This window comes from Citrobacter sp. 21OH12SH02A-Citro (assembly GCF_027919895.1).
Taxonomy (GTDB): Bacteria; Pseudomonadota; Gammaproteobacteria; order Enterobacterales; family Enterobacteriaceae; genus Citrobacter; species Citrobacter braakii.
On the sequence record NZ_CP114801.1, the window covers coordinates 140,846 to 162,135 of the forward strand.

The 21,290-nt window shown below is 53.5% G+C and carries 21 protein-coding genes; 9 read left to right on the forward strand and 12 right to left on the reverse strand.

The annotated features are described in order from the left end of the window. Nucleotides 1-103: 103 nt before the first annotated feature. Nucleotides 104-1,138 carry a glycosyltransferase gene (locus tag O6D90_RS00690; RefSeq protein ID WP_032931938.1) on the forward strand — a complete coding sequence of 345 codons (1,035 nt, stop codon included), beginning with the start codon at nucleotides 104-106 and terminating at the stop codon, nucleotides 1,136-1,138. Here the strand turns inward: O6D90_RS00690 and O6D90_RS00695 are convergent. The 3 genes from O6D90_RS00695 to gpmM are packed head-to-tail and all read right to left on the reverse strand — an operon-like array spanning nucleotide 1,125 to nucleotide 4,937. After that, nucleotides 1,125-2,096: a divergent polysaccharide deacetylase family protein gene (locus tag O6D90_RS00695; RefSeq protein WP_016154969.1), complete on the reverse strand. Its 972-nt coding sequence runs from the start codon at nucleotides 2,094-2,096 to the stop codon at nucleotides 1,125-1,127. The genes O6D90_RS00690 and O6D90_RS00695 overlap by 14 nt on opposite strands. A 3-nt stretch (nucleotides 2,097-2,099) precedes the next feature. Next, entirely contained in the window at nucleotides 2,100-3,359 is a 1,260-nt protein-coding gene (envC, locus tag O6D90_RS00700) for a murein hydrolase activator EnvC (protein ID WP_231392237.1), read from the reverse strand. A gap of 33 nt (nucleotides 3,360-3,392) precedes the next feature. After that, nucleotides 3,393-4,937 carry a 2,3-bisphosphoglycerate-independent phosphoglycerate mutase gene (gene gpmM / locus O6D90_RS00705; protein WP_016154967.1) on the reverse strand — a complete coding sequence of 515 codons (1,545 nt, stop codon included), beginning with the start codon at nucleotides 4,935-4,937 and terminating at the stop codon, nucleotides 3,393-3,395. Nucleotides 4,938-5,184: 247 nt separating this feature from the next. Here gpmM and O6D90_RS00710 point away from each other — a divergent pair, with 247 nt between their 5' ends. From O6D90_RS00710 to cysE, 5 genes are all read left to right on the forward strand, one after another. Further along, nucleotides 5,185-5,616 carry a rhodanese-like domain-containing protein gene (locus tag O6D90_RS00710; protein WP_005120473.1) on the forward strand — a complete coding sequence of 144 codons (432 nt, stop codon included), beginning with the start codon at nucleotides 5,185-5,187 and terminating at the stop codon, nucleotides 5,614-5,616. Between the two features lie 51 nt (nucleotides 5,617-5,667). Beyond that, nucleotides 5,668-5,919: a glutaredoxin 3 gene (grxC, locus tag O6D90_RS00715; protein WP_003024152.1), complete on the forward strand. Its 252-nt coding sequence runs from the start codon at nucleotides 5,668-5,670 to the stop codon at nucleotides 5,917-5,919. Nucleotides 5,920-5,965: 46 nt separating this feature from the next. Then, nucleotides 5,966-6,433 (forward strand): protein-export chaperone SecB, encoded by a 468-nt coding sequence (gene secB, locus O6D90_RS00720; RefSeq protein ID WP_003024155.1) that lies wholly within the window; start codon nucleotides 5,966-5,968, stop codon nucleotides 6,431-6,433. Then, nucleotides 6,433-7,452 carry an NAD(P)H-dependent glycerol-3-phosphate dehydrogenase gene (gpsA, locus tag O6D90_RS00725; protein WP_016154966.1) on the forward strand — a complete coding sequence of 340 codons (1,020 nt, stop codon included), beginning with the start codon at nucleotides 6,433-6,435 and terminating at the stop codon, nucleotides 7,450-7,452. Before secB ends, gpsA begins: the two co-directional genes overlap by 1 nt. Before the next feature lie 77 nt (nucleotides 7,453-7,529). Then, nucleotides 7,530-8,351: a serine O-acetyltransferase gene (gene cysE, locus O6D90_RS00730; protein WP_016154965.1), complete on the forward strand. Its 822-nt coding sequence runs from the start codon at nucleotides 7,530-7,532 to the stop codon at nucleotides 8,349-8,351. Nucleotides 8,352-8,532: 181 nt separating this feature from the next. Here cysE and trmL read toward each other — a convergent pair whose 3' ends face one another. The 6 genes from trmL to O6D90_RS00760 all read right to left on the reverse strand — a co-directional run bounded on the left by trmL (nucleotide 8,533) and on the right by O6D90_RS00760 (nucleotide 14,829). After that, nucleotides 8,533-9,006 (reverse strand): tRNA (uridine(34)/cytosine(34)/5-carboxymethylaminomethyluridine(34)-2'-O)-methyltransferase TrmL, encoded by a 474-nt coding sequence (gene trmL / locus O6D90_RS00735; RefSeq protein WP_016157744.1) that lies wholly within the window; start codon nucleotides 9,004-9,006, stop codon nucleotides 8,533-8,535. Nucleotides 9,007-9,052: 46 nt separating this feature from the next. Further along, nucleotides 9,053-10,393 carry an MFS transporter gene (locus O6D90_RS00740; protein ID WP_016157743.1) on the reverse strand — a complete coding sequence of 447 codons (1,341 nt, stop codon included), beginning with the start codon at nucleotides 10,391-10,393 and terminating at the stop codon, nucleotides 9,053-9,055. Between the two features lie 195 nt (nucleotides 10,394-10,588). Further along, entirely contained in the window at nucleotides 10,589-11,779 is a 1,191-nt protein-coding gene (gene lldD, locus O6D90_RS00745; protein ID WP_016154962.1) for an FMN-dependent L-lactate dehydrogenase LldD, read from the reverse strand. Then, nucleotides 11,776-12,552 carry a transcriptional regulator LldR gene (gene lldR / locus O6D90_RS00750; protein ID WP_003024170.1) on the reverse strand — a complete coding sequence of 259 codons (777 nt, stop codon included), beginning with the start codon at nucleotides 12,550-12,552 and terminating at the stop codon, nucleotides 11,776-11,778. The genes lldD and lldR overlap by 4 nt, the downstream gene beginning before the upstream one ends. After that, the gene (gene lldP / locus O6D90_RS00755; protein WP_016154960.1) at nucleotides 12,549-14,204 is read right to left on the reverse strand and encodes an L-lactate permease; all 1,656 of its coding nucleotides are present in this window, start codon (nucleotides 14,202-14,204) and stop codon (nucleotides 12,549-12,551) included. Before lldP ends, lldR begins: the two co-directional genes overlap by 4 nt. Nucleotides 14,205-14,466: 262 nt before the next feature. Further along, the gene (locus O6D90_RS00760) at nucleotides 14,467-14,829 is read right to left on the reverse strand and encodes a YibL family ribosome-associated protein (RefSeq protein ID WP_016154959.1); all 363 of its coding nucleotides are present in this window, start codon (nucleotides 14,827-14,829) and stop codon (nucleotides 14,467-14,469) included. Nucleotides 14,830-15,121: 292 nt separating this feature from the next. Here O6D90_RS00760 and O6D90_RS00765 point away from each other — a divergent pair, with 292 nt between their 5' ends. Next, nucleotides 15,122-15,328: a hypothetical protein gene (locus O6D90_RS00765; RefSeq protein WP_016154958.1), complete on the forward strand. Its 207-nt coding sequence runs from the start codon at nucleotides 15,122-15,124 to the stop codon at nucleotides 15,326-15,328. Nucleotides 15,329-15,340: 12 nt separating this feature from the next. On the opposite strand, the gene mtlR is transcribed toward O6D90_RS00765, so the two are convergent. The 3 genes from mtlR to mtlA all read right to left on the reverse strand — a co-directional run bounded on the left by mtlR (nucleotide 15,341) and on the right by mtlA (nucleotide 19,213). Further along, a complete protein-coding gene (gene mtlR, locus O6D90_RS00770) occupies nucleotides 15,341-15,931 on the reverse strand; it encodes a mannitol operon repressor MtlR (protein ID WP_016157742.1) in 591 nt (196 codons plus the stop codon). Continuing rightward, nucleotides 15,928-17,076 (reverse strand): mannitol-1-phosphate 5-dehydrogenase, encoded by a 1,149-nt coding sequence (gene mtlD, locus O6D90_RS00775; RefSeq protein WP_016157741.1) that lies wholly within the window; start codon nucleotides 17,074-17,076, stop codon nucleotides 15,928-15,930. Before mtlD ends, mtlR begins: the two co-directional genes overlap by 4 nt. Before the next feature lie 220 nt (nucleotides 17,077-17,296). Beyond that, entirely contained in the window at nucleotides 17,297-19,213 is a 1,917-nt protein-coding gene (gene mtlA / locus O6D90_RS00780; RefSeq protein WP_016154956.1) for a PTS mannitol transporter subunit IICBA, read from the reverse strand. 533 nt (nucleotides 19,214-19,746) lie between these two features. On the opposite strand from mtlA, the gene O6D90_RS00785 reads away from it, so the two are divergent. Both O6D90_RS00785 and O6D90_RS00790 read left to right on the forward strand, forming a co-directional pair. Next, the gene (locus O6D90_RS00785) at nucleotides 19,747-20,109 is read left to right on the forward strand and encodes a DUF3302 domain-containing protein (RefSeq protein WP_016154955.1); all 363 of its coding nucleotides are present in this window, start codon (nucleotides 19,747-19,749) and stop codon (nucleotides 20,107-20,109) included. A gap of 2 nt (nucleotides 20,110-20,111) precedes the next feature. Further along, nucleotides 20,112-21,248 (forward strand): HlyD family secretion protein, encoded by a 1,137-nt coding sequence (locus tag O6D90_RS00790; RefSeq protein ID WP_016157740.1) that lies wholly within the window; start codon nucleotides 20,112-20,114, stop codon nucleotides 21,246-21,248. Nucleotides 21,249-21,290: the final 42 nt, after the last annotated feature.

A 21,290-nucleotide genomic window follows, 5' to 3' on the forward strand; every position in this document is an offset into this window, starting at 1 on the left:
CTTTCGCTGCGCCTCTTCTGAAAATTAAACGTTCTAACCTTAATAATTCCTTAATGAAACTGTAGTAAAAGTCATCAGTGTACTGACAAACTTGGGTTATCTGATGAGAAACCGCACAAATATGTTGAGTGTTATTATTCCGTTGTATAACGCGGGTGATAGTTTTCGGGATTGCATGGAATCTTTGATCGCACAGACATGGGCTGCGATAGAGATCATTATTGTGGATGACGGTTCAACGGATAACTCTGTTGATATTGCAAGACATTATGCTGATAACTATTCCCATGTCCGGTTGTTACATCAGGCTAACGCCGGGGCATCTGTCGCGCGTAATCGTGGTCTGGCAGTGGCCAAAGGGGATTATGTCGCATTTGTCGATGCCGATGACCTGGTTTATCCCAATATGTATGAAACCCTGATGACCATGGCGCTTCAGGATGACCTCGATCTGGCACAGTGCAATTCTGATTGGTGCATTTTCGAAACGGGGGACACCTGGCAATCAATACCGACGGACCGTCTGCGGTCTACGGGTGTATTGACCGGCCCCGACTGGTTACGTATGGCATTGGCTTCACGCCGTTGGACGCATGTGGTCTGGATGGGGGTTTATCGCAGAGATGTTATCGAGAAAAACAAGATAGCGTTTATTCCAGGGTTGCATCATCAGGATATTGTATGGACGACGGAGTTTATGTTTAACGCCAAACGTGTGCGATATACCGAGCAATCATTGTATAAATACTTCTTACACGATCAATCAGTTAGCCGTCTTAAAAGACAAGGCATAAAAAATCTCAATTACCAACGCCACTATATTAAAATTACACGGTTATTGGATAAGTTGAATCGTGAATATGCGGGTCGGATTACTATTTATCCGGAATTTCATCAGCAAATAACCTATGAAGCATTACGCGTTTGCCACGCAGTACGCAAAGAGCCGGATGTCCATATTCGTCAACGCATGATTGCAGAGATTTTTGTCTCTGGTATGTATAAGCGCATGATTACTAACGTACGCAGCGCCAAAGTTTTGTACCAGGCGCTGCTATGGTCATTCCGTCTCTGGAAATGGCGTGATAAAACATCCTCGCCCTCTCGTATTGCCCGTAAAACGCTTAATTTACGTTAGCGTTCATAGCGCTGGGTGAGGATGTATTTCCCCAGCCCTGCCATTGCAGGCGCATGTATTGCACCAGCGTGCTTTGGGTGATGCTTTCACCGAGCACGCTGAAGAAGCGGCTGGCGTAAACCGGCTCTAACGGCTGCTTCGGTTTGCATAATCTCACCCCGCGGAAAGGATTACGTGGCGCATCAGGTTTACCATTCTTCGGCGGTGTAAGGTTTGGTCTGGAGGTGTCTACCTGTGGTTCATTGAGCAGGCTGCTTGGGCGAACCAGCGTAATGTCCGCAGGCAGGTTATAAAGCATCTGCTGCAGGACGCGAACCGTCGAAGGGTGAGGATGCCCAATGGCAATTGCTGAACCGTTGCGGCGCGCAAGCTCAACGGCACGATTAAACTGACGGCGAATATCGGCTTCGTTTTGCGTGTCATCCAGGAAGACTTTGCGTTTGATAACCTTCACGCCGGTTCCTGATGCTGCGCGCATTGCCTGACTGTTGCCGATGGTCATACTGTCCAGGAAGTAGAGATCGTAGCGTTCCAGCGCCTGCATCACCTTCTGCATGCCGAACAGGCTGGAGGTCATCGCGCTGCCCATATGGTTGTTCAGCCCGACCGCATTCGGTACTTTGCTTACCGCGTCGCGAATAATCCGCTCAATCTCTTCGCTGCTCATTTCCGGGCGCAAAGTATCTTTCTCTAACGGCTGTTTGCTCAGCGGCGCCATCGGTAGATGGATTAACACTTCATGCCCGCTGTTATGCGCTTTAATCGCCATTTCACGCGCGTGTGGGGCATTAGGCAGAACGGCAACGGAGAGGGTGGAAGGCATCGCCAGAACCTGATTTTCGGTGTGTGGACGATAGCCGAAATCATCAATAACGATGGCAAGTTTGCCAGCAAAAACAGGTGTTGCGAAGGCCAGCACGCTGGCGAGGGAGAATAATAGACGACGAAATTGAGGCAAAACTTATCTTCCCAACCACGGCTGTGGATTGACCGCCTGACCCTGGCGACGAATTTCGAAATAGAGTGCCGGCCTGCCCTGTCCGCCGCTGCTACCCACAAGTGCAATAGGCTGCCCGGCGCGAACTTGCGTACCGACGCTGACCAGCGCGCTCTGGTTATAACCGTAAAGGCTCATATCGCCTTTACCGTGCTCAACGACGACCACCAGACCGTAGCCCTGCAACCAGTCCGCCAGAATGACGCGACCATCGGCAATGGCTTTAACTTCGGTGCCTTCGGATGCGCCAATAACCATCCCCTTCCAACGTAGCTCACCTTGCAACTGTTCGCCATAACGATGTAGCGTTGGGCCACGAACGGGCCAGAATGCCTGGCCGCGTGGGGAACCTAAACCGCCGGTACGGGACATCAGTGATTTTTCGCTTTCGGTTGGCTTGTAGGTTGAGCCTTTCCGTGATGCATCCTTCTGTTTGTCACGTACGGCCTGCGCCTCGCGAGCTTCACGTTCCGCGCGTGCTTTGGCTGCGGCTTCGGCACGAGCAATGCTGTTGCGCAGGCGTGATTCGTTGGCGCGCATTTCGCCCAGTTGCTGCTGACCCTGCTGAATCGATGACTCCAGATCCGAGAGCGTCTTCTTGCGTTCATTACGCGCCTGCTCCAGCTTAGCCTGCTGAGCGCGCTGTTCGTACAGCAACGTCTGCTGTTCGCTCTGCTTATCTTCCAGCTCGGCTTTTTGCGAGTCGACTTCTTCGCGGGTTTGTTTCAACTGCGCGATGGTTTCCTGCCGCGCCTGGTTCAGATAGCCGAAATAGGCCTGCAGGCGTTGCCCGCGCTGGCTCTCTTCCCCGCTCAGAATGAGCTGAATACCGGTGTGTTCGCCCTGGCGAAACGCTGCGTCAAGTTGGGCTGCCAGGCTACGCTCTTGCGCAGCCCGCTGTTTTTCCAGCTTCGCGAGGGCGGCATTCATCTCTGTGATTTGTGCATTCAGCTGCGCCAGCGAGTTTTGCGTTTCGCGTAGTTGCCTGGCGGCAACGGCGATGGCCTGTTCCTGAGCTTTAAGTTGAGCGAGGAGAGTGGAGCGTTGTTGTTGTTGTTGGCGTACCGCGCGTTCTTTTGCCGCGATATCAGCCTGAATAGATTTGAGCTGATCGCGCTCGTCCGCGTGGGCGGAAAAGGCGCACAGCAATACGCCAGCGCTAAGCGCGCTGGCGTAGAACAAGGGCCTGACTGAAAGCTTTCGCAGTTTCACGGCCCAAGTGATGGTATTGATCGCCTTTCCCCTCATGGGGAGGGATTATTCCACGATGAACAGCGGCTTACCAGTCATCTCTTGCGGGATTTCCATACCCATCAGCGTCAGCATCGTCGGGGCGATATCAGAAAGTTTGCCGCCTTCAACTGCTTTGACGTTTTTACCACCGACATAAATCAGCGGAACGGGCAGGTTGGTGTGTGCTGTATGCGCCTGACCGGTGGACGGATCGCGCATTTGCTCTGCGTTACCGTGGTCCGCGGTGATCAGCAGTTGGCCGCCAACGGATTCAACCGCTTTAGTCACCTGCTCAACGCAGTGATCCAGCGCTTCAACCGCTTTAACCGCAGCTTCCATCACCCCGGTGTGACCAACCATGTCGCCGTTCGGGTAGTTACAAATGATGGTGTCGTATTTTCCGCTCTGAATCGCAGCAACCAGCTTCTCGGTCAGCTCAGCAGAGCTCATTTCCGGCTGCAGATCGTAGGTCGCGACTTTCGGCGAATTGATCAGGATGCGATCTTCGCCTTTGAACGGCTCTTCTACGCCGCCGTTAAAGAAGAAGGTCACGTGGGCATATTTTTCAGTTTCGGAAATACGTAGCTGCGTTTTGTCATTCTTCGCCATCCACTCGCCAAGGGTGTTGGCCAGAGACGCTGGTGGGTAAGCAACAGCCGTTTTGATGTCGGCTGCGTATTCGGTCAGCATCACAAAGTTGAGGTTAACGACTTTCTTACGGGCGAAGCCGTCGAAGTCAGCGTTAACAAACGCACGGGTGATTTCACGCGCACGGTCAGCACGGAAGTTCATGAAAATCAGCGTATCGCCGTCTTCCATGGCGGCTTCAGCCTGGCCTTCAGCACGGATCACGGTCGCTTTCACGAATTCGTCGTTTTCGTCGCGGGCATAAGCAGCCTGCAGGCCTTCAACAGCCGTAGCGAACTGGAACTCGCCTTTTGCCAGCGTCATCAGGTCATAAGCCTGTTCAACGCGATCCCAACGGTTGTCGCGGTCCATGGCGTAGTAACGACCAATGATGGACGCTACGCGGCCTTTGCCCAGCGCGGCAAATTTCTCTTCGAATTTCTGCAGCGAATGTTCAGCGCTGCGCGGCGGGGTATCACGGCCATCAAGGAAAGCGTGCAGATAGATTTTCTCAGCACCGCGTTCAGCTGCCATTTCGACCATCGCCATGATGTGATCTTCGTGGCTGTGAACGCCGCCAGCAGAGAGCAGGCCCATGATGTGAACCGCTTTGCCGCTATTTTTTGCCTGGTCGACCGCATCGGTCAGCACTGGGTTAGCGAAGAAAGTCCGTTCTTTAATTTCAACATCCAGACGGGTCAGGTCCTGATACACGATGCGGCCCGCGCCCAGGTTGACGTGACCCACTTCGGAGTTGCCCATCTGGCGATCGGGCAGGCCGACTTCCAGGCCAGAGGCATCAATCAGGGTATGCGGACGTTTTGCCCACAGAGCATCCATTACCGGGGTTTTGGCATTAAAGATGGCGTTATCCTGGCTGTCTTCACGATAGCCATAGCCATCCAGAATCACCAGTACCATAGGTTTTTTAGAAACCGACATTGCGACAACCTCACACTCAATAGACAAAAATAATTGCGTAATTTTACTACAGCTGAATCGATAAAATAGCCCCAGAAGATCAAATAATCGACCAGAGCGTGTCGCAGAGGGCGCGGATTTACGTTTTTTTTTCCGTAGCGCCCCGCAAAAATGCAATCCAATGCACGCTCTGGCTGTATTTGCGCCAACGCGCAGGTATACTCCTTTCCTGGTTTTTTAATCACTAAGTCGGGAGTTGTTACCCCCCATGCAAGAAATTATGCAATTTGTTAGTCGCCACCCTGTATTGAGTATCGCCTGGATTGCGTTACTGGCGGCTGTATTATTTACCACGTTTAAGAGCCTGACTTCGAAAGTGAAGGTAATTACGCGCGGAGAAGCCACTCGTCTTATCAACAAAGAAGATGCGGTGATTGTGGATTTACGTCAGCGCGACGACTTCCGCAAAGGCCATATCGCGGGCTCCACTAACCTGCTGCCGAGCGAAATCAAAGCCAACAATTTTGGCGAGCTGGAAAAACACAAAAACAAACCTGTTATTGTGGTTGATGGCTCTGGTATGCAGTGCCAGGATTCAGCAACTGCGCTGATTAAAGCCGGTTTTGAGCAGGTATCTGTACTGAAAGACGGCGTAGCGGGCTGGAGTGGCGAGAATCTGCCACTGGTTCGCGGCAAGTAATTTACCCGTCTTCTTTCATGCCTCAGGGTAAAAGAACACTGGAGATAAGTCATGGCCAATATTGAGATCTATACCAAAGCGACCTGCCCGTTTTGCCATCGCGCAAAGGCGCTGTTGAACAGCAAGGGTGTGAGTTTCCAGGAACTTCCGATTGACGGCGATGCCGTGAAGCGTGAAGAGATGATCAAGCGCAGTGGCCGTACAACGGTTCCGCAGATTTTTATTGATGCACAGCACATTGGTGGTTGTGACGACTTGTATGCGTTGGATGCACGTGGTGGACTGGATCCACTGCTGCGTTAAGGCGTACCGAAGTATTTAAAGGACAACACTAAAGGGTTTTCTCAACATGTCAGAACAAAATAACACTGAAATGGCTTTCCAGATCCAACGTATTTATACCAAGGATGTGTCTTTCGAAGCGCCAAATGCACCACATGTTTTCCAGAAAGATTGGCAGCCAGAGGTTAAACTGGATCTTGATACCGCATCTACCCAACTGGCAGATGATGTGTATGAAGTAGTGCTGCGTGTCACCGTAACGGCTTCTCTGGGTGAAGAAACTGCGTTCCTGTGTGAAGTTCAGCAGGGCGGTATTTTCTCCATCAGTGGTATTGAAGGGACTCAGATGGCGCATTGCCTTGGTGCATACTGCCCGAACATTCTGTTCCCGTATGCCCGCGAATGCATCACCAGCCTGGTTTCCCGCGGTACATTCCCGCAACTGAACCTTGCGCCGGTCAACTTTGATGCGCTGTTCATGAACTATTTACAGCAGCAGGCTGGCGAAGGTACTGAAGAACATCAGGATGCCTGATGAACCAAAGTAATGCTTCAATGACTGTGATTGGTGCCGGCTCGTACGGCACCGCTCTTGCCATCACCCTGGCAAGAAATGGCCATCAGGTTGTCCTGTGGGGCCATGATCCGAAACATATCGCGACCCTCGAGCACGATCGCTGCAACGTCGCGTTCCTCCCTGATGTGCCTTTTCCCGAAACGCTGCGCCTGGAAAGTGATTTAGCCACTGCGCTGGCCGCCAGTCGTAATATTCTGGTGGTGGTGCCGAGCCATGTCTTTGGCGAAGTGCTGCGCAACATCAAACCGCTGATGCGTCCTGACGCGCGTCTGGTCTGGGCGACAAAGGGTCTGGAAGCGGAAACGGGACGCCTGCTGCAGGACGTCGCGCGTGAAGCGCTGGGGAATTCTATTCCACTGGCGGTTATCTCCGGTCCGACGTTCGCCAAAGAGCTGGCGGCGGGCATGCCGACGGCGATTTCTCTGGCCTCGACGGACGACACCTTTGCTGACGATCTCCAGCAGTTGCTGCACTGCGGCAAGAGCTTCCGCGTTTACAGCAATCCGGATTTCATTGGCGTGCAGCTTGGCGGCGCGGTGAAAAACGTCATTGCGATTGGCGCGGGGATGTCTGACGGCATCGGTTTCGGCGCGAATGCGCGAACCGCATTGATCACCCGTGGACTGACCGAAATGTCTCGTCTTGGCGCGGCGCTGGGTGCCGATCCTGCCACCTTTATGGGGATGGCGGGTTTAGGCGATCTGGTGCTGACCTGTACCGACAACCAGTCGCGTAACCGTCGTTTTGGCATGATGCTCGGCCAGGGGATGGACGTGCAGGGGGCGCAGGATAAGATTGGTCAGGTGGTTGAAGGCTACCGCAATACGAAAGAAGTTCGTGAATTGGCGCACCGTTTTGGTGTTGAGATGCCAATAACCGAGGAAATTTATCAAGTATTGTATTGCGGAAAAAACGCGCGCGAGGCAGCATTGACGTTATTAGGCCGTGCACGCAGGGACGAGCTGAGTCGCCACTAGCTGTAAGGAACTGTTGAATATAACGACCCGACCCGCGAAGAACGGGTCGGTCGTTTTGCTACCTTCTGGAGTACGCAATGCCGTGTGAAGAACTGGATATCGTCTGGAAAAACATTAAAGCGGAAGCCCGGGCACTGGCGGAATGTGAGCCAATGCTGGCCAGTTTTTATCACGCAACGTTGCTCAAGCATGAAAACCTCGGCAGTGCGCTGAGCTATATGCTGGCGAATAAACTCGCTTCTCCGATCATGCCCGCCATTGCCATTCGCGAAGTCGTGGAAGAGGCCTACGCGGCCGATCCTGAAATGATTGCCTCAGCGGCCTGTGATATTCAGGCGGTACGCACGCGTGATCCGGCTGTCGATAAATATTCCACCCCACTTCTGTATCTGAAGGGCTTTCATGCGCTTCAGGCCTACCGTATCGGTCACTGGCTGTGGCATCAGGGGCGTCAGGCGCTGGCGATCTTCCTGCAAAATCAGGTGTCCGTTAGCTTCCAGGTAGACATTCACCCGGCGGCAAAAATTGGCCGTGGGATTATGCTCGATCACGCCACTGGTATTGTGGTCGGTGAAACTGCCGTGATTGAAAACGACGTCTCTATTTTGCAATCCGTCACGCTGGGCGGGACCGGTAAAGCTGGCGGTGACCGTCATCCGAAAATTCGTGAAGGCGTGATGATTGGCGCGGGAGCAAAAATTCTCGGTAACATTGAAGTCGGGCGCGGCGCGAAGATTGGCGCAGGTTCCGTCGTTTTACAGCCGGTACCCCCGCATACCACTGCAGCAGGCGTTCCGGCACGCATCGTCGGCAAGCCTGACAGCGATAAGCCGTCCATGGATATGGATCAGCATTTCAACGGGATACATCATACTTTTGAGTATGGAGATGGTATCTGATTCCGAGCTATCTTACCTGGCAGATTGAACCTGAGCTGTGCTCGTCATCCTCACGGACTGCGTGTACGCTCCGGTGACTGCGCGCAGTCCGTGTTGAATCTGTCTGCGCCGATAACGCTCGAAATGAATTTCATCAAATTAATGTAGGTCGGATCAGGCGCTAGCCGCCATCCAACAATCATCAGCTACGCAGTACCGCGCCCGGATACCCTAGCTGGCGCCAGGCCTCATACACCACCACCGACACCGCATTTGACAGGTTCATGCTGCGACTGTCTGGCATCATCGGAATACGAATTTTTTGTTCGGCCGGCAGCGCGTCAAGGATGCTGGCTGGCAGACCGCGTGTTTCCGGACCAAACATCAGATAATCCCCGTCCTGATAGCATACCGCACTATGCGCTGGCGTACCTTTGGTGGTCAGAGCAAACAGGCGCTGCGGATGTTCTGCGGCGACGAAGGCGGCGTAATCAGGGTGGCGCAGCACGGCGGTAAATTCATGGTAATCCAGCCCCGCGCGACGCAGGCGCTTGTCGTCCCAGGTAAAGCCCATTGGCTCTATAATATGCAGACGAAAGCCGGTGTTGGCGCAAAGACGGATAATATTGCCGGTATTTGGCGGGATTTCTGGTTCGAATAAAACGATGTTAAGCATACTGCCCCCTTGATAACGGGGGGCAGAATAGCAGAAAGAGCGGGTACTATGCGACGGTCAGCGTGTGCGGTTTATAGCGTTGCAGCTTGTAAATTGTCGCGGCAGCAGCGACCAGGGCCGGAAGGCTGAGGAACATTAAGATACTGTCTGCCTGCCATTGCAGGGAAAGCAACTGGGCGCTCATCATCGTTCCGGCTACGCCGCCGAAGCGGCCCACGCCCTGCATCCAGGCAATGCCCGTCGCACGGCAGTGGGTTGGATAAAATGTGGCGGCCAGCGTCTGCAGCCCGGACTGCGCGCCGTTCATGGTAATCCCCATCAGGAAGATCAGTGCGCCGAACAAGATGATGTGGTTATGTTCAAACCCAAGAGCGAGGGCAAACAGCATCGTCAGAATAAAGCCGAGTGAGACCACTTTATGGGCTTCCCAGCGGTCCATTAACCAACCGGCCAGCAGGATCCCCGCCGTACCGCCAAAGGTAAACAGCGATGTCAGCCAGGCGGATTCGGCCAGCGGATAGCCCATTCCCAGCATCAGCGTTGGCATCCAGCTCAGCAGCACGTAATAGATAACCAGCCCCATAAAGTAGGTCATCCAGAGCATCAGCGTACCCGGCAGCCAGGGCATACTAAATAACTGTGCCACGCTGCTTTTTTTGACCGTGATACGGTCTTCATCCAGATAAAACTGGGTAACCTGTTCCAGACTTCCCGACATAAAGCGTTGAGCAATGCGTTTAATCTGTGCAACCCCTTTACCGCGGTGAACCAGATACTTAACCGACTCTGGCAGGAACAGCACCAACAGTGCGGTGAGGACCAGCGGGGCGATCGCACCAGCAAGCAGAACACTGTGCCAGCCGTAGTTGGGGATCAGCCAGGAGGAGATCACGCCGCCGCCCGCAGCCCCTAACGGAAAGCCACAGTACATGGTGTTAATCGCCATTGAACGACAGCGTTTCGGGGCGAATTCTGACACCAGGGTGATGGCATTGGGCATTGCCGCGCCAAGCCCAAGCCCGGTGAGAAAGCGCCAAAACGTGAGCATATTCAGCGTCTGGGCATAGGCGGTTCCCAGACTGGCGAGGCCAAAGAACAGACAGGAAAAGACCAGGACGCGCTTACGACCCATACGATCGGAAATCGGTCCGGCCAGCAGGGCACCAAATGAGAGGCCCAATAGCGCGGCGCTTAACACCGGTCCAAGATCTTGTTTCTTGATCCCCCAGTCGGCTGAAAGCGTGGGGGCAATATAGCCCATCGCCGCCGTATCGAAGCCGTCAATGGCTAAAACCAGAAAACCCAGGACAATAATGACCCAGTGGAAGCGCGAAAAAGCACTGTCATCTATCGCCTGCTGGATATTCACTTTTCCGGAATAAGCCATGTCACCCTCGCCCGTTATGATGGTTGTTATATGTATAAAATGCTGTTGTATTAGCTTGTCTATACATTTGGCAGGTGGATAAAAAGTTGTCAAATATATTGGTTGTAAATGTTAACTAGTCGTTATTTTTGGATAAAAAATGGTCGGGCTGAAAACAGACCGACCATTCAGAAAATGGGGTTTACGGGGATGTTATTACGCTGCGCTACCCTGGACCAGAGGTGCCAGCGCGGCAGGCAGGCTCTTACCCAGTTCCTGTACCAGCGAATCACGGCTGATTTCGCTAATCGACTTCGCACCGGTCAGGGTCATCGCCACCTTCATCTCTTTCTCGATCAGGTTCAGCAGATTCGCCACACCGGCCTGGCCGTGGGTCGCCAGCGCGTACAGATAAGCACGCCCCAGCAGCACGCTATCCGCGCCCAGCGCTATCATGCGTACAACGTCCAGACCATTGCGGATCCCGCTATCAGCCAGAATGGTAATATCGCCTTTCACCGCATCGGCAATGGCGGGCAGCGCACGAGCTGAAGACAGCACGCCATCTAACTGACGGCCACCGTGGTTAGAGACAACGATACCATCCGCACCAAAGCGTACGGCGTCGCGGGCATCTTCAGGGTCGAGGATCCCTTTGATCACCATCGGACCATCCCAGAATTCACGGATCCACTCGAGGTCTTTCCAGGAAATCGACGGATCGAAGTTATTCGCCAGCCAGCCGATGTAATCTTCAAGGCCGGTGGGTTTGCCCAGATAAGTCGAAATATTGCCTAAATCATGCGGGCGACCGTTCAGACCAACGTCCCATGCCCACTGTGGATGAGTGACTGCTTGCCAGTAGCGACGCAGTGCCGCATTTGGGCCGCTCATACCGGAATGGGCATCACGGTAGCGTGCGCCAGGCGTTGGCATATCGACGGTAAAGACCAGCGTGGAGCAACCCGCCGCTTTGGCGCGCTCCAGTGCGTTACGCATAAAACCGCGATCGCGCAGAACATACAGCTGGAACCACATCGGACGCTTGATGGTCGGGGCGACTTCTTCAATCGGACATACGGACACTGTGGAAAGCGTAAACGGAATGCCTTTGGCATCAGCGGCGGCGGCGGCCTGAACCTCGCCCCGGCGTGCGTACATGCCGCATAAGCCGACAGGCGCGAGGGCTACCGGCATGGAGAGTGTTTCGTTGAACAGCTTGGTTTCCAGGCTCAGGTCAGACATATTCTTCAGTACGCGCTGGCGCAGCGCCACCTCTGACAGGTCTGCCACGTTACGGCGCAAGGTGTGCTCGGCATACGCCCCGCCGTCAATATAGTGAAACAAGAAGGGGGGCAGGATGCGCTGGGCTGCGGCGCGATAGTCGCTGGCTGCTGAAATAATCATGTGTTGTTCTCCCTGCTATTCTCACCAGGATCACCGGGCAGGCGAGTAATACGCGCCTGCCGGGCCTGATCTTCATCAAATCGTTTAATTGTGGTGTGGACAAAACTGAGGTGCGCCATCATGGCCTTACGCGCCCCGTCGGCATCCCCGGCAACAATGGCGTCCAGCACGGCCTGATGCTGCGCCGTCAGTTGAGAAAATACCGGCGGTACCAGGTACATACGTTGGCGGCTCTGTTTTACCGAAGACTGCAGGACGTCGAAGAAACCGCGCATGGTCTGCAACAGCACCACGTTGTGCGAGGCTTCCGCAATGGCGAGATGAAAGCGAACGTCAGCCTGCGAGGCGAGATCCGGATCTTCGCTTTGCGTGGCCTCGAAACAGAGCCTGATTTTCTCTTTATCCGCGGCGGTGGCCCGCATGGCTGCGTGCCAGGCGGTACTGGCTTCGATGGCGTGGCGGGCCTCCAGAATATCGAAACTGTAATCAGGATCGTCCGCCAGTAGGGTTTTCAGCGGCTGAACGATGTTTTGTTCAGACCAGGCCTCATGCTGCCAGCGGATAAACGTCCCGCCGCCACGACGGCTAATCAGTACGCCTTCACTGACCAGTTTTGCTAACGCCTCGCGCAGCGAGTTACGCGATACGCCGAGCTGTACGGCCAGTTGGCGCTCAGCGGGCAACTTCATGCCCGCTTCCAGCTGTTGTTCTTCAATCAGCGCCCGCACACGAGATGCGACTTCGTCTGACAGGCGTCTGGGCATCACTATCATGGAATCATCCAGGTTAAGACATAGGCCTGCAGCGTGGTAATCACACCCACCATGCAGGTGAAAATCAGGCTGTGTTTCACGGTAAAGCGGAACAGGTCAGACTCTTTCCCCACTAATCCCACTGCCGCACAGGCGATAGCGATAGATTGCGGCGAGATCATCTTGCCGGTCACGCCGCCGGTGGTATTTGCCGCAACCATCAGCACATCCGAAACGCCGATTTGCTGAGCAGCCGTAGCCTGCAGGGCGGCAAACAGTGCGTTTGATGAGGTGTCGGACCCGGTCAGAAATACCCCCAGCCAGCCGAGGAACGGTGAGAAGAAGGTAAACGCGCTGCCGGTGTGTGCCAGGGCCAACGCCAGGGTTGATGAAAGCCCGGAGTAGTTTGAGATAAACGCGAATGCCAGCACCATTCCGATGGAGTAAATAGGTAATGCCAGATCTTTCAGCGTGCTGCCAAAAGTCTGCAGCGCTGCGGACGGCTTCATCTTCAACCAGACGATAGACAGCAGGGCGGCAAACAAAATCGCGGTACCGGTCGCGGAGAACCAGTCAAATTTATACACCGCCGCGTAGGCTGTGGCTTCGTGTACGACCGGCGGCATACGGGCAACCAGCTTATCGAGGTACGGAACCGGAATATTGACCACCCAGTGGTACATCGCGCCGCCTGGCGCAAACAGCGCTTTAAACGGCGGTACGCTCCACAGCGTGACGGTGGCCGTCAGGAACAGGAACGGAGACCAGGCGCGGACCACCTGTCCAGCGGTATAGTGGGTGCGAGCCAGCGTCTGATCGACCTGTGAAGCGCCCATATCGCCAAAGCGGAAGATGCGTACCGGCTGCCAGCGTTTCAGGAACAGCGTCAGGCAGACCAGCGAAACCAGAGACGAGATAATGTCCGGCAGTTCTGGCCCGATAAAGTTAGAGCTGAGGTACTGCGCGATAGCAAACGAGCCGCCAGCGACCATCACCGCAGGCCAGGTCTCTTTTACGCCGCGCCAGCCATCCATAATCGCCATAATCCAGAACAACACGATAATGGTCAGGAACGGTAACTGACGGCCCACCATCTGACCAATCTCGAAGCTATCCAGCCCGGTAACCTGACCGGCAACCAGAATCGGAATGCCCATTGCGCCAAAAGCGACCGGAGCGGTGTTTACGATCAGGCACAAACCTGCCGCGTACAGAGGATTAAAGCCCAGACCAACCAGCAGTGCGGCGGTAATCGCTACCGGAGCGCCAAATCCTGCCGCCCCTTCGAGGAATGCCCCAAAGGAGAAACCGACAATCAGCATTTGCAGACGTTGGTCCGGGGTAATCGAGAGTATTGAGGAGCGGATGATGTCGAACTGCCCGGTTTTCACCGAGATTTTATAGACGAATACCGCGGCGATAATGATCCAGGCAATTGGCCACAGACCATAGAAGAAGCCGTACACCACGGAAGCCAGAGCGTGATCGACCGGCATTTTGTAAAACAGCAGGGCGACCGTCAGAGCGATCACCACCGTCCATGACGCCGCAACATAGCCTTTCAGCTTGAGCTTAATCAGGGCGAAGAAAAAGAACAGGATAGGGAGCGATGCGATCAGACTGGAAAGCCAGATGTTACCGGCCGGGTCGTAGTTCTGTTGCCAGAGATTCATTGCAGGTCTCCTGGGGGCCGCCGACATAATGGAATGAGTCTGTGCTCATCTCCTGGTCACATTATGTGTAAAAGTGGCCCTGCCAATATTGTTGTGTAGGGGTAATGACAATGAATGGTTAATCAAATGTTATTTATTGGCAACGGTATTGTACGCACATTTTAATGAAATGTGAGGTGCTGGTAGGATCTGGCTGAAATTGGTAGGGCCAATTGCGAGGGGAAGGGAAGGACCGGGCAAGAGAATGTTGCCCGGTGGGAGATCAGAACTCGCTCTTCGCGAAGCCCGTCATCTCTTTCAGGCCCATTTCACGGCCAAGCTCGGTCATCGGGTGAACGACGATCAGGCCGCGCACGCTCTTCTTCAGCTTGCCCATGTCGGCCTGTTCTTTTTTGGTGATAGCACGACGGAAAGGAAGTTTCGCCAGCTTTTGCGCTTCTTTGCTCAGCTTCTGGCCGTGGACGTCACGCAGACGCGCAATCTCGGTTTCCAGCGTTTCTTTCTCTTGCTCCAGCTCGGCATATTTGTCGGCGGCTTCAACCAGGGACAGGTCTGCCTGCTGGTGGCGGATAGCGTCCAGACGATCGCTCAGGCGTTTAATTTCGTTTTTTTCGACTTCTTTCATAGGATAGCTTCTGATAAAAATAGGATGAATATCCTATAGTATGCGCGCAGAGCGGGATTATTCACAACTAATCGAAGATAAATAATCAAATGTTGCAAGTATTATTCAGCTAATGAAAATACTACTATTTTGATTAATAAGGAATTTTAAGTGATAAGGTCGGCCGTGGTGCTTTTTATTGACGGGTTCATAGTGAAGCACGTTTTCCTCAATATAATCGCCCAACCGATCCTAAACTTAAATGAGCAACCGCGCAGGCTGAGCGCGGTTAATACATGGAGGAGGGAAGATTATGGCGAAAATAGGTGAGAACGTTTCGGCCCTTATTGATAAGACGGTCGATTTTATGGCTTCAAGCCAGGCTTTTCGCGAATATCTGAATAAAACACCACCGCGCAACGTTGTCCCTACTGAAATACCGCAGGAGAATGCGCAGCTGTATCTGCAACGTCTGGCGTATTATCGGCAGCTGTATCGACCGCAGCAGGAAGAGAAGTAAGCCTGCAGGGTCTTATTTTTGAAAGGCTTTTTTTAAGCTGATTTTAGAAATCAGCTCGGTCAGGGAAAGTACCATCGTGGAGCGTACCATCTGCTGGTAGCGCTGAATCTGCATTGCGTGCAAACCTGAGTCTGAGGTATCAAACTGCGGTGGCGGCGGGAGTGCCGTCACGCAGTGGAGTTCGCCAAACGGGCCAAGAATTTCGTCGTCGGTGAACGCGTATTCATTACCGTCATGGTTTAACTCTTCCCGCAGCGCCATCAGAAGCTCCGCATCTTCATACTCCGGCCGGCTGAGTACGCCCAGACCGTAAATTAGCTTCAGACGAACGGAAAGATCGCCCAGCGGACCGTCGCCGTCGAGCAGGGGTTCTACGGCATATTTTACCGCATAGTCGTCTTTGCGAAATACCTGAAGCACAAGGATATCCACCGCTTCGGTGAGCAGTTCTACGGCGGTGATGAGGAAGCTGCGTACGGTTTTGCCAGCATTCAGACGCTCAAGCACACGATTTTCAAAGGCCTGCGTTTGTTCCATTATTGCCTGCATATCTGACAATCTGTCATTTGGGCGCAGGCTGACCTGCGCCACATTCTCTATCATTTGGTTGCGTTATATGCGTTAACCGCCTCCGCCACCACATCACTGTTGGCATCCAGACCGGAAACCTGTGCCAGCGCGGCCTGTGGACCTTTTTCGTCAATCAGCGCGGCCAGTTCCTGGGCCTGCGGATCTTCTTCACTGCGATAGTGCATCGCTGCAGCAATACCGGTGACCAGATTCGCGTGCGGCAGGCCATACTCCAGCGTGCCCAGCAGCGGTTTAATCAGACGGTCGCCCGCGCTCAGTTTACGCAGCGGCTGACGACCCACGCGCTCAACGTCATCTTTCAGATACGGGTTTTCAAAGCGACCGAGGATTTTCTGAATGTATGCCGCATGTTTTGCTGCATCAAAGCCATAGCGTTTGATCAGTACCGCGCCGCTCTCTTCCATCGCACCTTTTACCACTGCACGGATTTTCTCGTCGAGAATCGCGTCACGGATGGTCTGATGACCGGTCAATTTTCCGAGGTACGCGGTTATAGCATGCCCGGTGTTCAGCGTGAAGAGTTTACGTTCGACAAATGCCATCAGGTTATCAGTTAATTCCATTCCCGGGATGTTAGGCAGTTCGCCTTTGAACTGTGTTTTGTCGACAATCCACTCACTGAAGGTTTCGACGGTGACTTCCAGCGGATCGTTGGTCGCAGAAGCCGAAGGGGGAACAATGCGGTCCACGGCGGAATCGACGAAGCCAACATGTTCTTCAACCCAAGATTTGTCTTCATCTGCCAGCGCGTTCATAACGTGGCCTTTCAACTGGGTGGTTCCGCGCACCATGTTTTCACAGGCGATAATATTCAGCGGAGTGGCGATGCCCTGCGCCTTGCGTTTAACCAGCCCTTTGGCGATGGCCGGAGCGATACGCTCAAGCACGACCGGGCCGACGGCGGTAGTGACTAAATCTACCTGGGCAATCAGATCGACAACATCATCGCCGATGCTGCTCACGGCGTTGACGCCGGAAACGGTATCAACCTGCTCGTTTTCACCCACCACATGAACCTGATAGCTATGACGGGCATTCAGGGCATCGAGCACGACCTGGTTTACATCCGCGAACGTCAGTTGTATCCCCGCGTCCGCCAGCAGTTTGCCGATAAAGCCACGACCGATATTACCTGCGCCAAAATGTAATGCTTTCATAGTATTAACCTTCATTAATGTTTTTACCCAAGAGGGCTGGGGTGAGGCGTTTCCCTCAACCTAACCCTCTCCACAAGGGAGAGGATATCGCCTTCATATTTCGAACTGCAGATGCGTTGGCTCTCCTCGCTCACCCCAGTCACGTACTTATGTACGCTCCTGGGGATTCGCTGCGTTGCCGCCTTTCTGCAGCTCGAACTATTTTGGAGATACTTAATGGTTAAGCTTTTTTACCAGCCAGCAGTTCCAGAACTTCATCCACGCTGGTGGTATGGGCCAGACGTTCGATTACGGATTCGTCATCCAGAGCGTTGGTCAGGCTGGTGATCACCTGGATATGTTCATTGTTACGTGCGGCGATACCAATGACCAGGCGGGCAATGTCGTCTTCTTCTTCACCGAAGCGCACGCCTTCTGGGTACTGGCAGAACACCACGCCGGTTTTCAGCACGCGGTCTTTGGCTTCAACCGTACCGTGCGGCACTGCGATGGACTCACCGAGGTAAGTCGGGGTCAGTTTTTCGCGGTCCAGCATCGCCTCGACGTATTCTGGCTCAACGTAGCCGCCTTTCACCAGTTGCTCACCGGCAAAGCGAATCGCTTCTTCTTTGTTAGTGGCTTTACGGCCGAGGAAGATATTCTCCGCACCCAGTTTGAACAGGTGGGTATCACCCTCTTCAAAGCTGTCTTTCAGGTGATCGCGGACTTTCTCTTCGTTCACGTTGTGGCGCTGTGCAGCAACCAGACGTTCGGTCAGGCTGGCGTACAGGCCGCTGTCGAGGAAGTTGGTCAGCGAAATGTGTTGCGCCTGAGGCACCTGGCGCATCGCACGTTCGGTCAGGTCACGGTGAGTAATGACCAGATCGACATCCGGCGGCAGATTGTTAATCGCGCTGTTGGTGACGGAAATCTGAGACAGACCGGCATCCTGCACTTTCTTGCGCAGTACGCCCGCCCCCATGGCGCTGGAGCCCATACCCGCATCGCAGGCAACGATGATTTTACGCACATGGCTCAGGTCGTTAGTCACGTCGCCAGCCGCCAGCGGAGATGCACCTTTGGATTCCGCTTTCATGTCGTGCATACGACGAGTTGCGGCATCAATGTCATCATCTTCTTTCACTTTGCTGGTTTTCAGCAGAATGGCTGAGACGACAAAGGAGACAGCCATTGCGGCACAAATAGCAGCGATGTTCGCGAAGTAAGCACCCTTCGGCGTCATTGCCAGCACGGCCAGGATAGAACCCGGAGAAGCCGGAGAAACCAGGCCGCCGTTCAGGATAGTCAGGGTAAATACGCCAGTCATACCGCCGAGGATAACGGCCAGGATCAGACGCGGGTTCATCAACACGTACGGGAAGTAAATTTCGTGGATACCACCCAGGAAGTGGATGATAGCCGCGCCGCCTGCAGACTGCTTAGCGCTGCCGCGACCGAAGAACATGTATGCCAGCAGAACGCCCATACCCGGACCCGGGTTAGCTTCAATCAGGAAGAAGATGGATTTGCCCATCTCATGGGACTGCTGAATACCCAGCGGTGAGAAAATACCGTGGTTGATGGCGTTGTTGAGGAACAGGATTTTCGCCGGTTCAACGAAGATAGACGCCAGCGGCAGCATGTCATGGACAACCATGAAGTTAACGCCTGCCGCCAGGATTTTGGACAGTGCTTCAACCAATGGGCCAATGCCAAGGAATGCCAGAATGGCGAGGATCATCCCGATGATGCCTGCGGAGAAGTTATTCACCAGCATCTCAAAACCGGACTTGATCTTACCGTCTACCCAGTTGTCGAAATGTTTGATAGCCCAGCCGCCCAGCGGACCTGCGATCATCGCGCCGAGGAACATTGGCATATCGGCACCGACGATAACGCCCATGGTGGTGATAGCACCCACCACGCCGCCACGCTCGCCGCCAACCAGCTTACCACCGGTATAACCGATCAGAAGCGGCAGCAGATAGGTGATCATTGGGCCGACAAGCTTCGCCAGCGTTTCGTTCGGCAACCACCCTGTCGGAATGAATAATGCGGTGATAATACCCCACGCGATAAACGCGCCGATATTTGGCATCACCATGTTACTGAGGAATCGACCAAAGCTTTGCACTTTGATCTTAATATCGGATGACATAAAAACACCCCTTCTTATGTTTGCTGTCGCGCAGGCTAAAAGCCCGAGGTTTGTTAATGTAGCGGCAGGAGGTAGCCGGACCCTGTAGATACTGCGAAATCTGGCACTGAATCGTTCAACTGTCCAGTCGATGGCTTTTTATGTGACGTTTGTCACGTAAATATAGGGTGTATGGCGTTAGTTAATGTGATTTTCATCACAAAATATCGGTACAAAAAAACATCACAGGTCAAGAATTGGCTAAAAATGGGCGTTAAGTGTGAAGTTGTTCACGTTTTTGCTTTGGCTGTTTGTTGGGTATTTGTGATCTACTTCGCAATAAATATTTGTCTGGATTTCTCCTGGTGTGATCTGGCGCGGATTCTGTTTCATCACCTATTTCTTGCAACTACCCCGCAAGCCATCAACCTGAAAATATATACCTTGGTGGTATGGCGGAAATGGCTAACTGCAATTATGTTCAAATTACCAGCCATGACTCCTTTCGGCTGCCTGCAATTGAAAGCTCTGATTAGCGTGAATACGAGGCGGGTATGTTTCTAAACTATTTCGCGTTAGGTGTGCTGATCTTCGTTTTTCTGGTTCTGTTTTACGGAATCATCGCCATCCATGATATTCCCTATAACATGGCTAAGAAGCGCAACCATCCCCATGCAGATGCCATCCATACGGCGGGTTGGGTGAGCTTATTTACGCTGCATGTTATTTGGCCCTTCCTGTGGATCTGGGCCACGCTCTATCAGCCAGAACGAGGCTGGGGAATGCAGTCACACATCACGCCGTCCGGGAAGGAACCTGACCCTGAAATTGCCGCGCTGGCCGCGCGCATCACCCAGTTGGAAAATAGACTGGATGGGGAGAAAAAAAACGATAACTCCACCTTTCCGGAGATTTGATCATGGACTTGTTGATTGTCCTGACCTATGTGGCATTCGCCTGGGCCATTTTTAAAATATTCCGTATTCCGGTAAATCAATGGACGCTTGCTACCGCCGCATTAGGTGGGGTGTTTATTGTGGCGGGACTCATTTTATTAATGAACTATAACCACCCGTATACCTTTACGGCGCAAAAGGCGGTTATTTCAATTCCTGTTACCCCACAGGTCACCGGAATTGTTAGTGAGGTGACAGATAAAAATAATCAGCTGATTAAAAAAGGCGAGGTGTTATTTAAACTCGATCCCGTTCGTTATCAGGCGCGGGTCGACAGGCTGCAGGCCGACCTGGTGACCGCTACGCACAACATCGACAATATGAAAGCGCAGCTGTCTGAAGCCGTAGCCAATACCACCCGCGTTTCCGCTGAACGAGATCGCCTGTATAAAGATTATCAACGCTATTTGAAGGGTAGTCAGGCGAAGGTTAATCCATTCTCTGAAAGCGACATCGACAATGCCCGGCAAAACTATCTGGCGCAGGATGCGCTGGTCAAAGGCTCCGTTGCTGAACAGACGCAGATTCAGAGCCAGTTAGACAGTATGGTCAATGGAGAGCAATCTCAGGTTGCGTCTCTGCGCGCCCAGCTCGCTGAAGCCAAATACAATCTTGAGCAGACTATCGTACGTGCGCCCAGCAACGGTTATGTAACACAGGTGCTTATCCGGCCCGGGACCTATGCCGCCGCGCTGCCTCTGCGCCCGGTGATGGTATTTATTCCGGAACAAAAACGGCAAATCGTGGCGCAATTCCGCCAGAATTCGTTGCTGCGCCTTAAACCGGGTGATGAAGCGGAAGTGGTCTTCAACGCGCTGCCAGGCCAGGTATTCTCCGGCAAGCTTACCAGCATTCTGCCGGTTGTTCCGGGCGGTTCTTATCAGGCGCAGGGAGCATTACAGTCCTTAACGGTGGTGCCGGGTACCGATGGCGTGCTGGCCACGATTGAGCTGGCTCCCAATGCCGATGTGGATGCGCTGCCGGACGGTATCTATGCCCAGGTGGCGGTCTATTCCGACCATTTCGCTCACGTTTCAGTGATGCGAAAAGTGCTGCTGCGCATGACCAGTTGGATGCATTACCTTTATTTGGATCATTGAGACCGTCATCACCTGCCATTTGCACTGACCTGAGCCATACTG

Excerpts from the sequence above, each read along its gene's own strand:
- secB (WP_003024155.1), top strand. The coding sequence starts at position 5,966 with ATGTCAGAACAAAATAACACTGAAATGGCTTTCCAGATCCAACGTATT.
- lldP (WP_016154960.1), bottom strand. The coding sequence starts at position 14,204 with ATGAATCTCTGGCAACAGAACTACGACCCGGCCGGTAACATCTGGCTT.
- mtlD (WP_016157741.1), bottom strand. The coding sequence starts at position 17,076 with ATGAAAGCATTACATTTTGGCGCAGGTAATATCGGTCGTGGCTTTATC.
- O6D90_RS00760 (WP_016154959.1), bottom strand. The coding sequence starts at position 14,829 with ATGAAAGAAGTCGAAAAAAACGAAATTAAACGCCTGAGCGATCGTCTG.
- O6D90_RS00740 (WP_016157743.1), bottom strand. The coding sequence starts at position 10,393 with ATGGCTTATTCCGGAAAAGTGAATATCCAGCAGGCGATAGATGACAGT.
- O6D90_RS00710 (WP_005120473.1), top strand. The coding sequence starts at position 5,185 with ATGCAAGAAATTATGCAATTTGTTAGTCGCCACCCTGTATTGAGTATC.
- O6D90_RS00765 (WP_016154958.1), top strand. The coding sequence starts at position 15,122 with ATGGCGAAAATAGGTGAGAACGTTTCGGCCCTTATTGATAAGACGGTC.
- mtlA (WP_016154956.1), bottom strand. The coding sequence starts at position 19,213 with ATGTCATCCGATATTAAGATCAAAGTGCAAAGCTTTGGTCGATTCCTC.
- O6D90_RS00690 (WP_032931938.1), top strand. The coding sequence starts at position 104 with ATGAGAAACCGCACAAATATGTTGAGTGTTATTATTCCGTTGTATAAC.
- gpsA (WP_016154966.1), top strand. The coding sequence starts at position 6,433 with ATGAACCAAAGTAATGCTTCAATGACTGTGATTGGTGCCGGCTCGTAC.
- lldD (WP_016154962.1), bottom strand. The coding sequence starts at position 11,779 with ATGATTATTTCAGCAGCCAGCGACTATCGCGCCGCAGCCCAGCGCATC.
- trmL (WP_016157744.1), bottom strand. The coding sequence starts at position 9,006 with ATGCTTAACATCGTTTTATTCGAACCAGAAATCCCGCCAAATACCGGC.
- grxC (WP_003024152.1), top strand. The coding sequence starts at position 5,668 with ATGGCCAATATTGAGATCTATACCAAAGCGACCTGCCCGTTTTGCCAT.
- lldR (WP_003024170.1), bottom strand. The coding sequence starts at position 12,552 with ATGATAGTGATGCCCAGACGCCTGTCAGACGAAGTCGCATCTCGTGTG.
- O6D90_RS00785 (WP_016154955.1), top strand. The coding sequence starts at position 19,747 with ATGTTTCTAAACTATTTCGCGTTAGGTGTGCTGATCTTCGTTTTTCTG.
- mtlR (WP_016157742.1), bottom strand. The coding sequence starts at position 15,931 with ATGATAGAGAATGTGGCGCAGGTCAGCCTGCGCCCAAATGACAGATTG.
- O6D90_RS00790 (WP_016157740.1), top strand. The coding sequence starts at position 20,112 with ATGGACTTGTTGATTGTCCTGACCTATGTGGCATTCGCCTGGGCCATT.
- gpmM (WP_016154967.1), bottom strand. The coding sequence starts at position 4,937 with ATGTCGGTTTCTAAAAAACCTATGGTACTGGTGATTCTGGATGGCTAT.
- cysE (WP_016154965.1), top strand. The coding sequence starts at position 7,530 with ATGCCGTGTGAAGAACTGGATATCGTCTGGAAAAACATTAAAGCGGAA.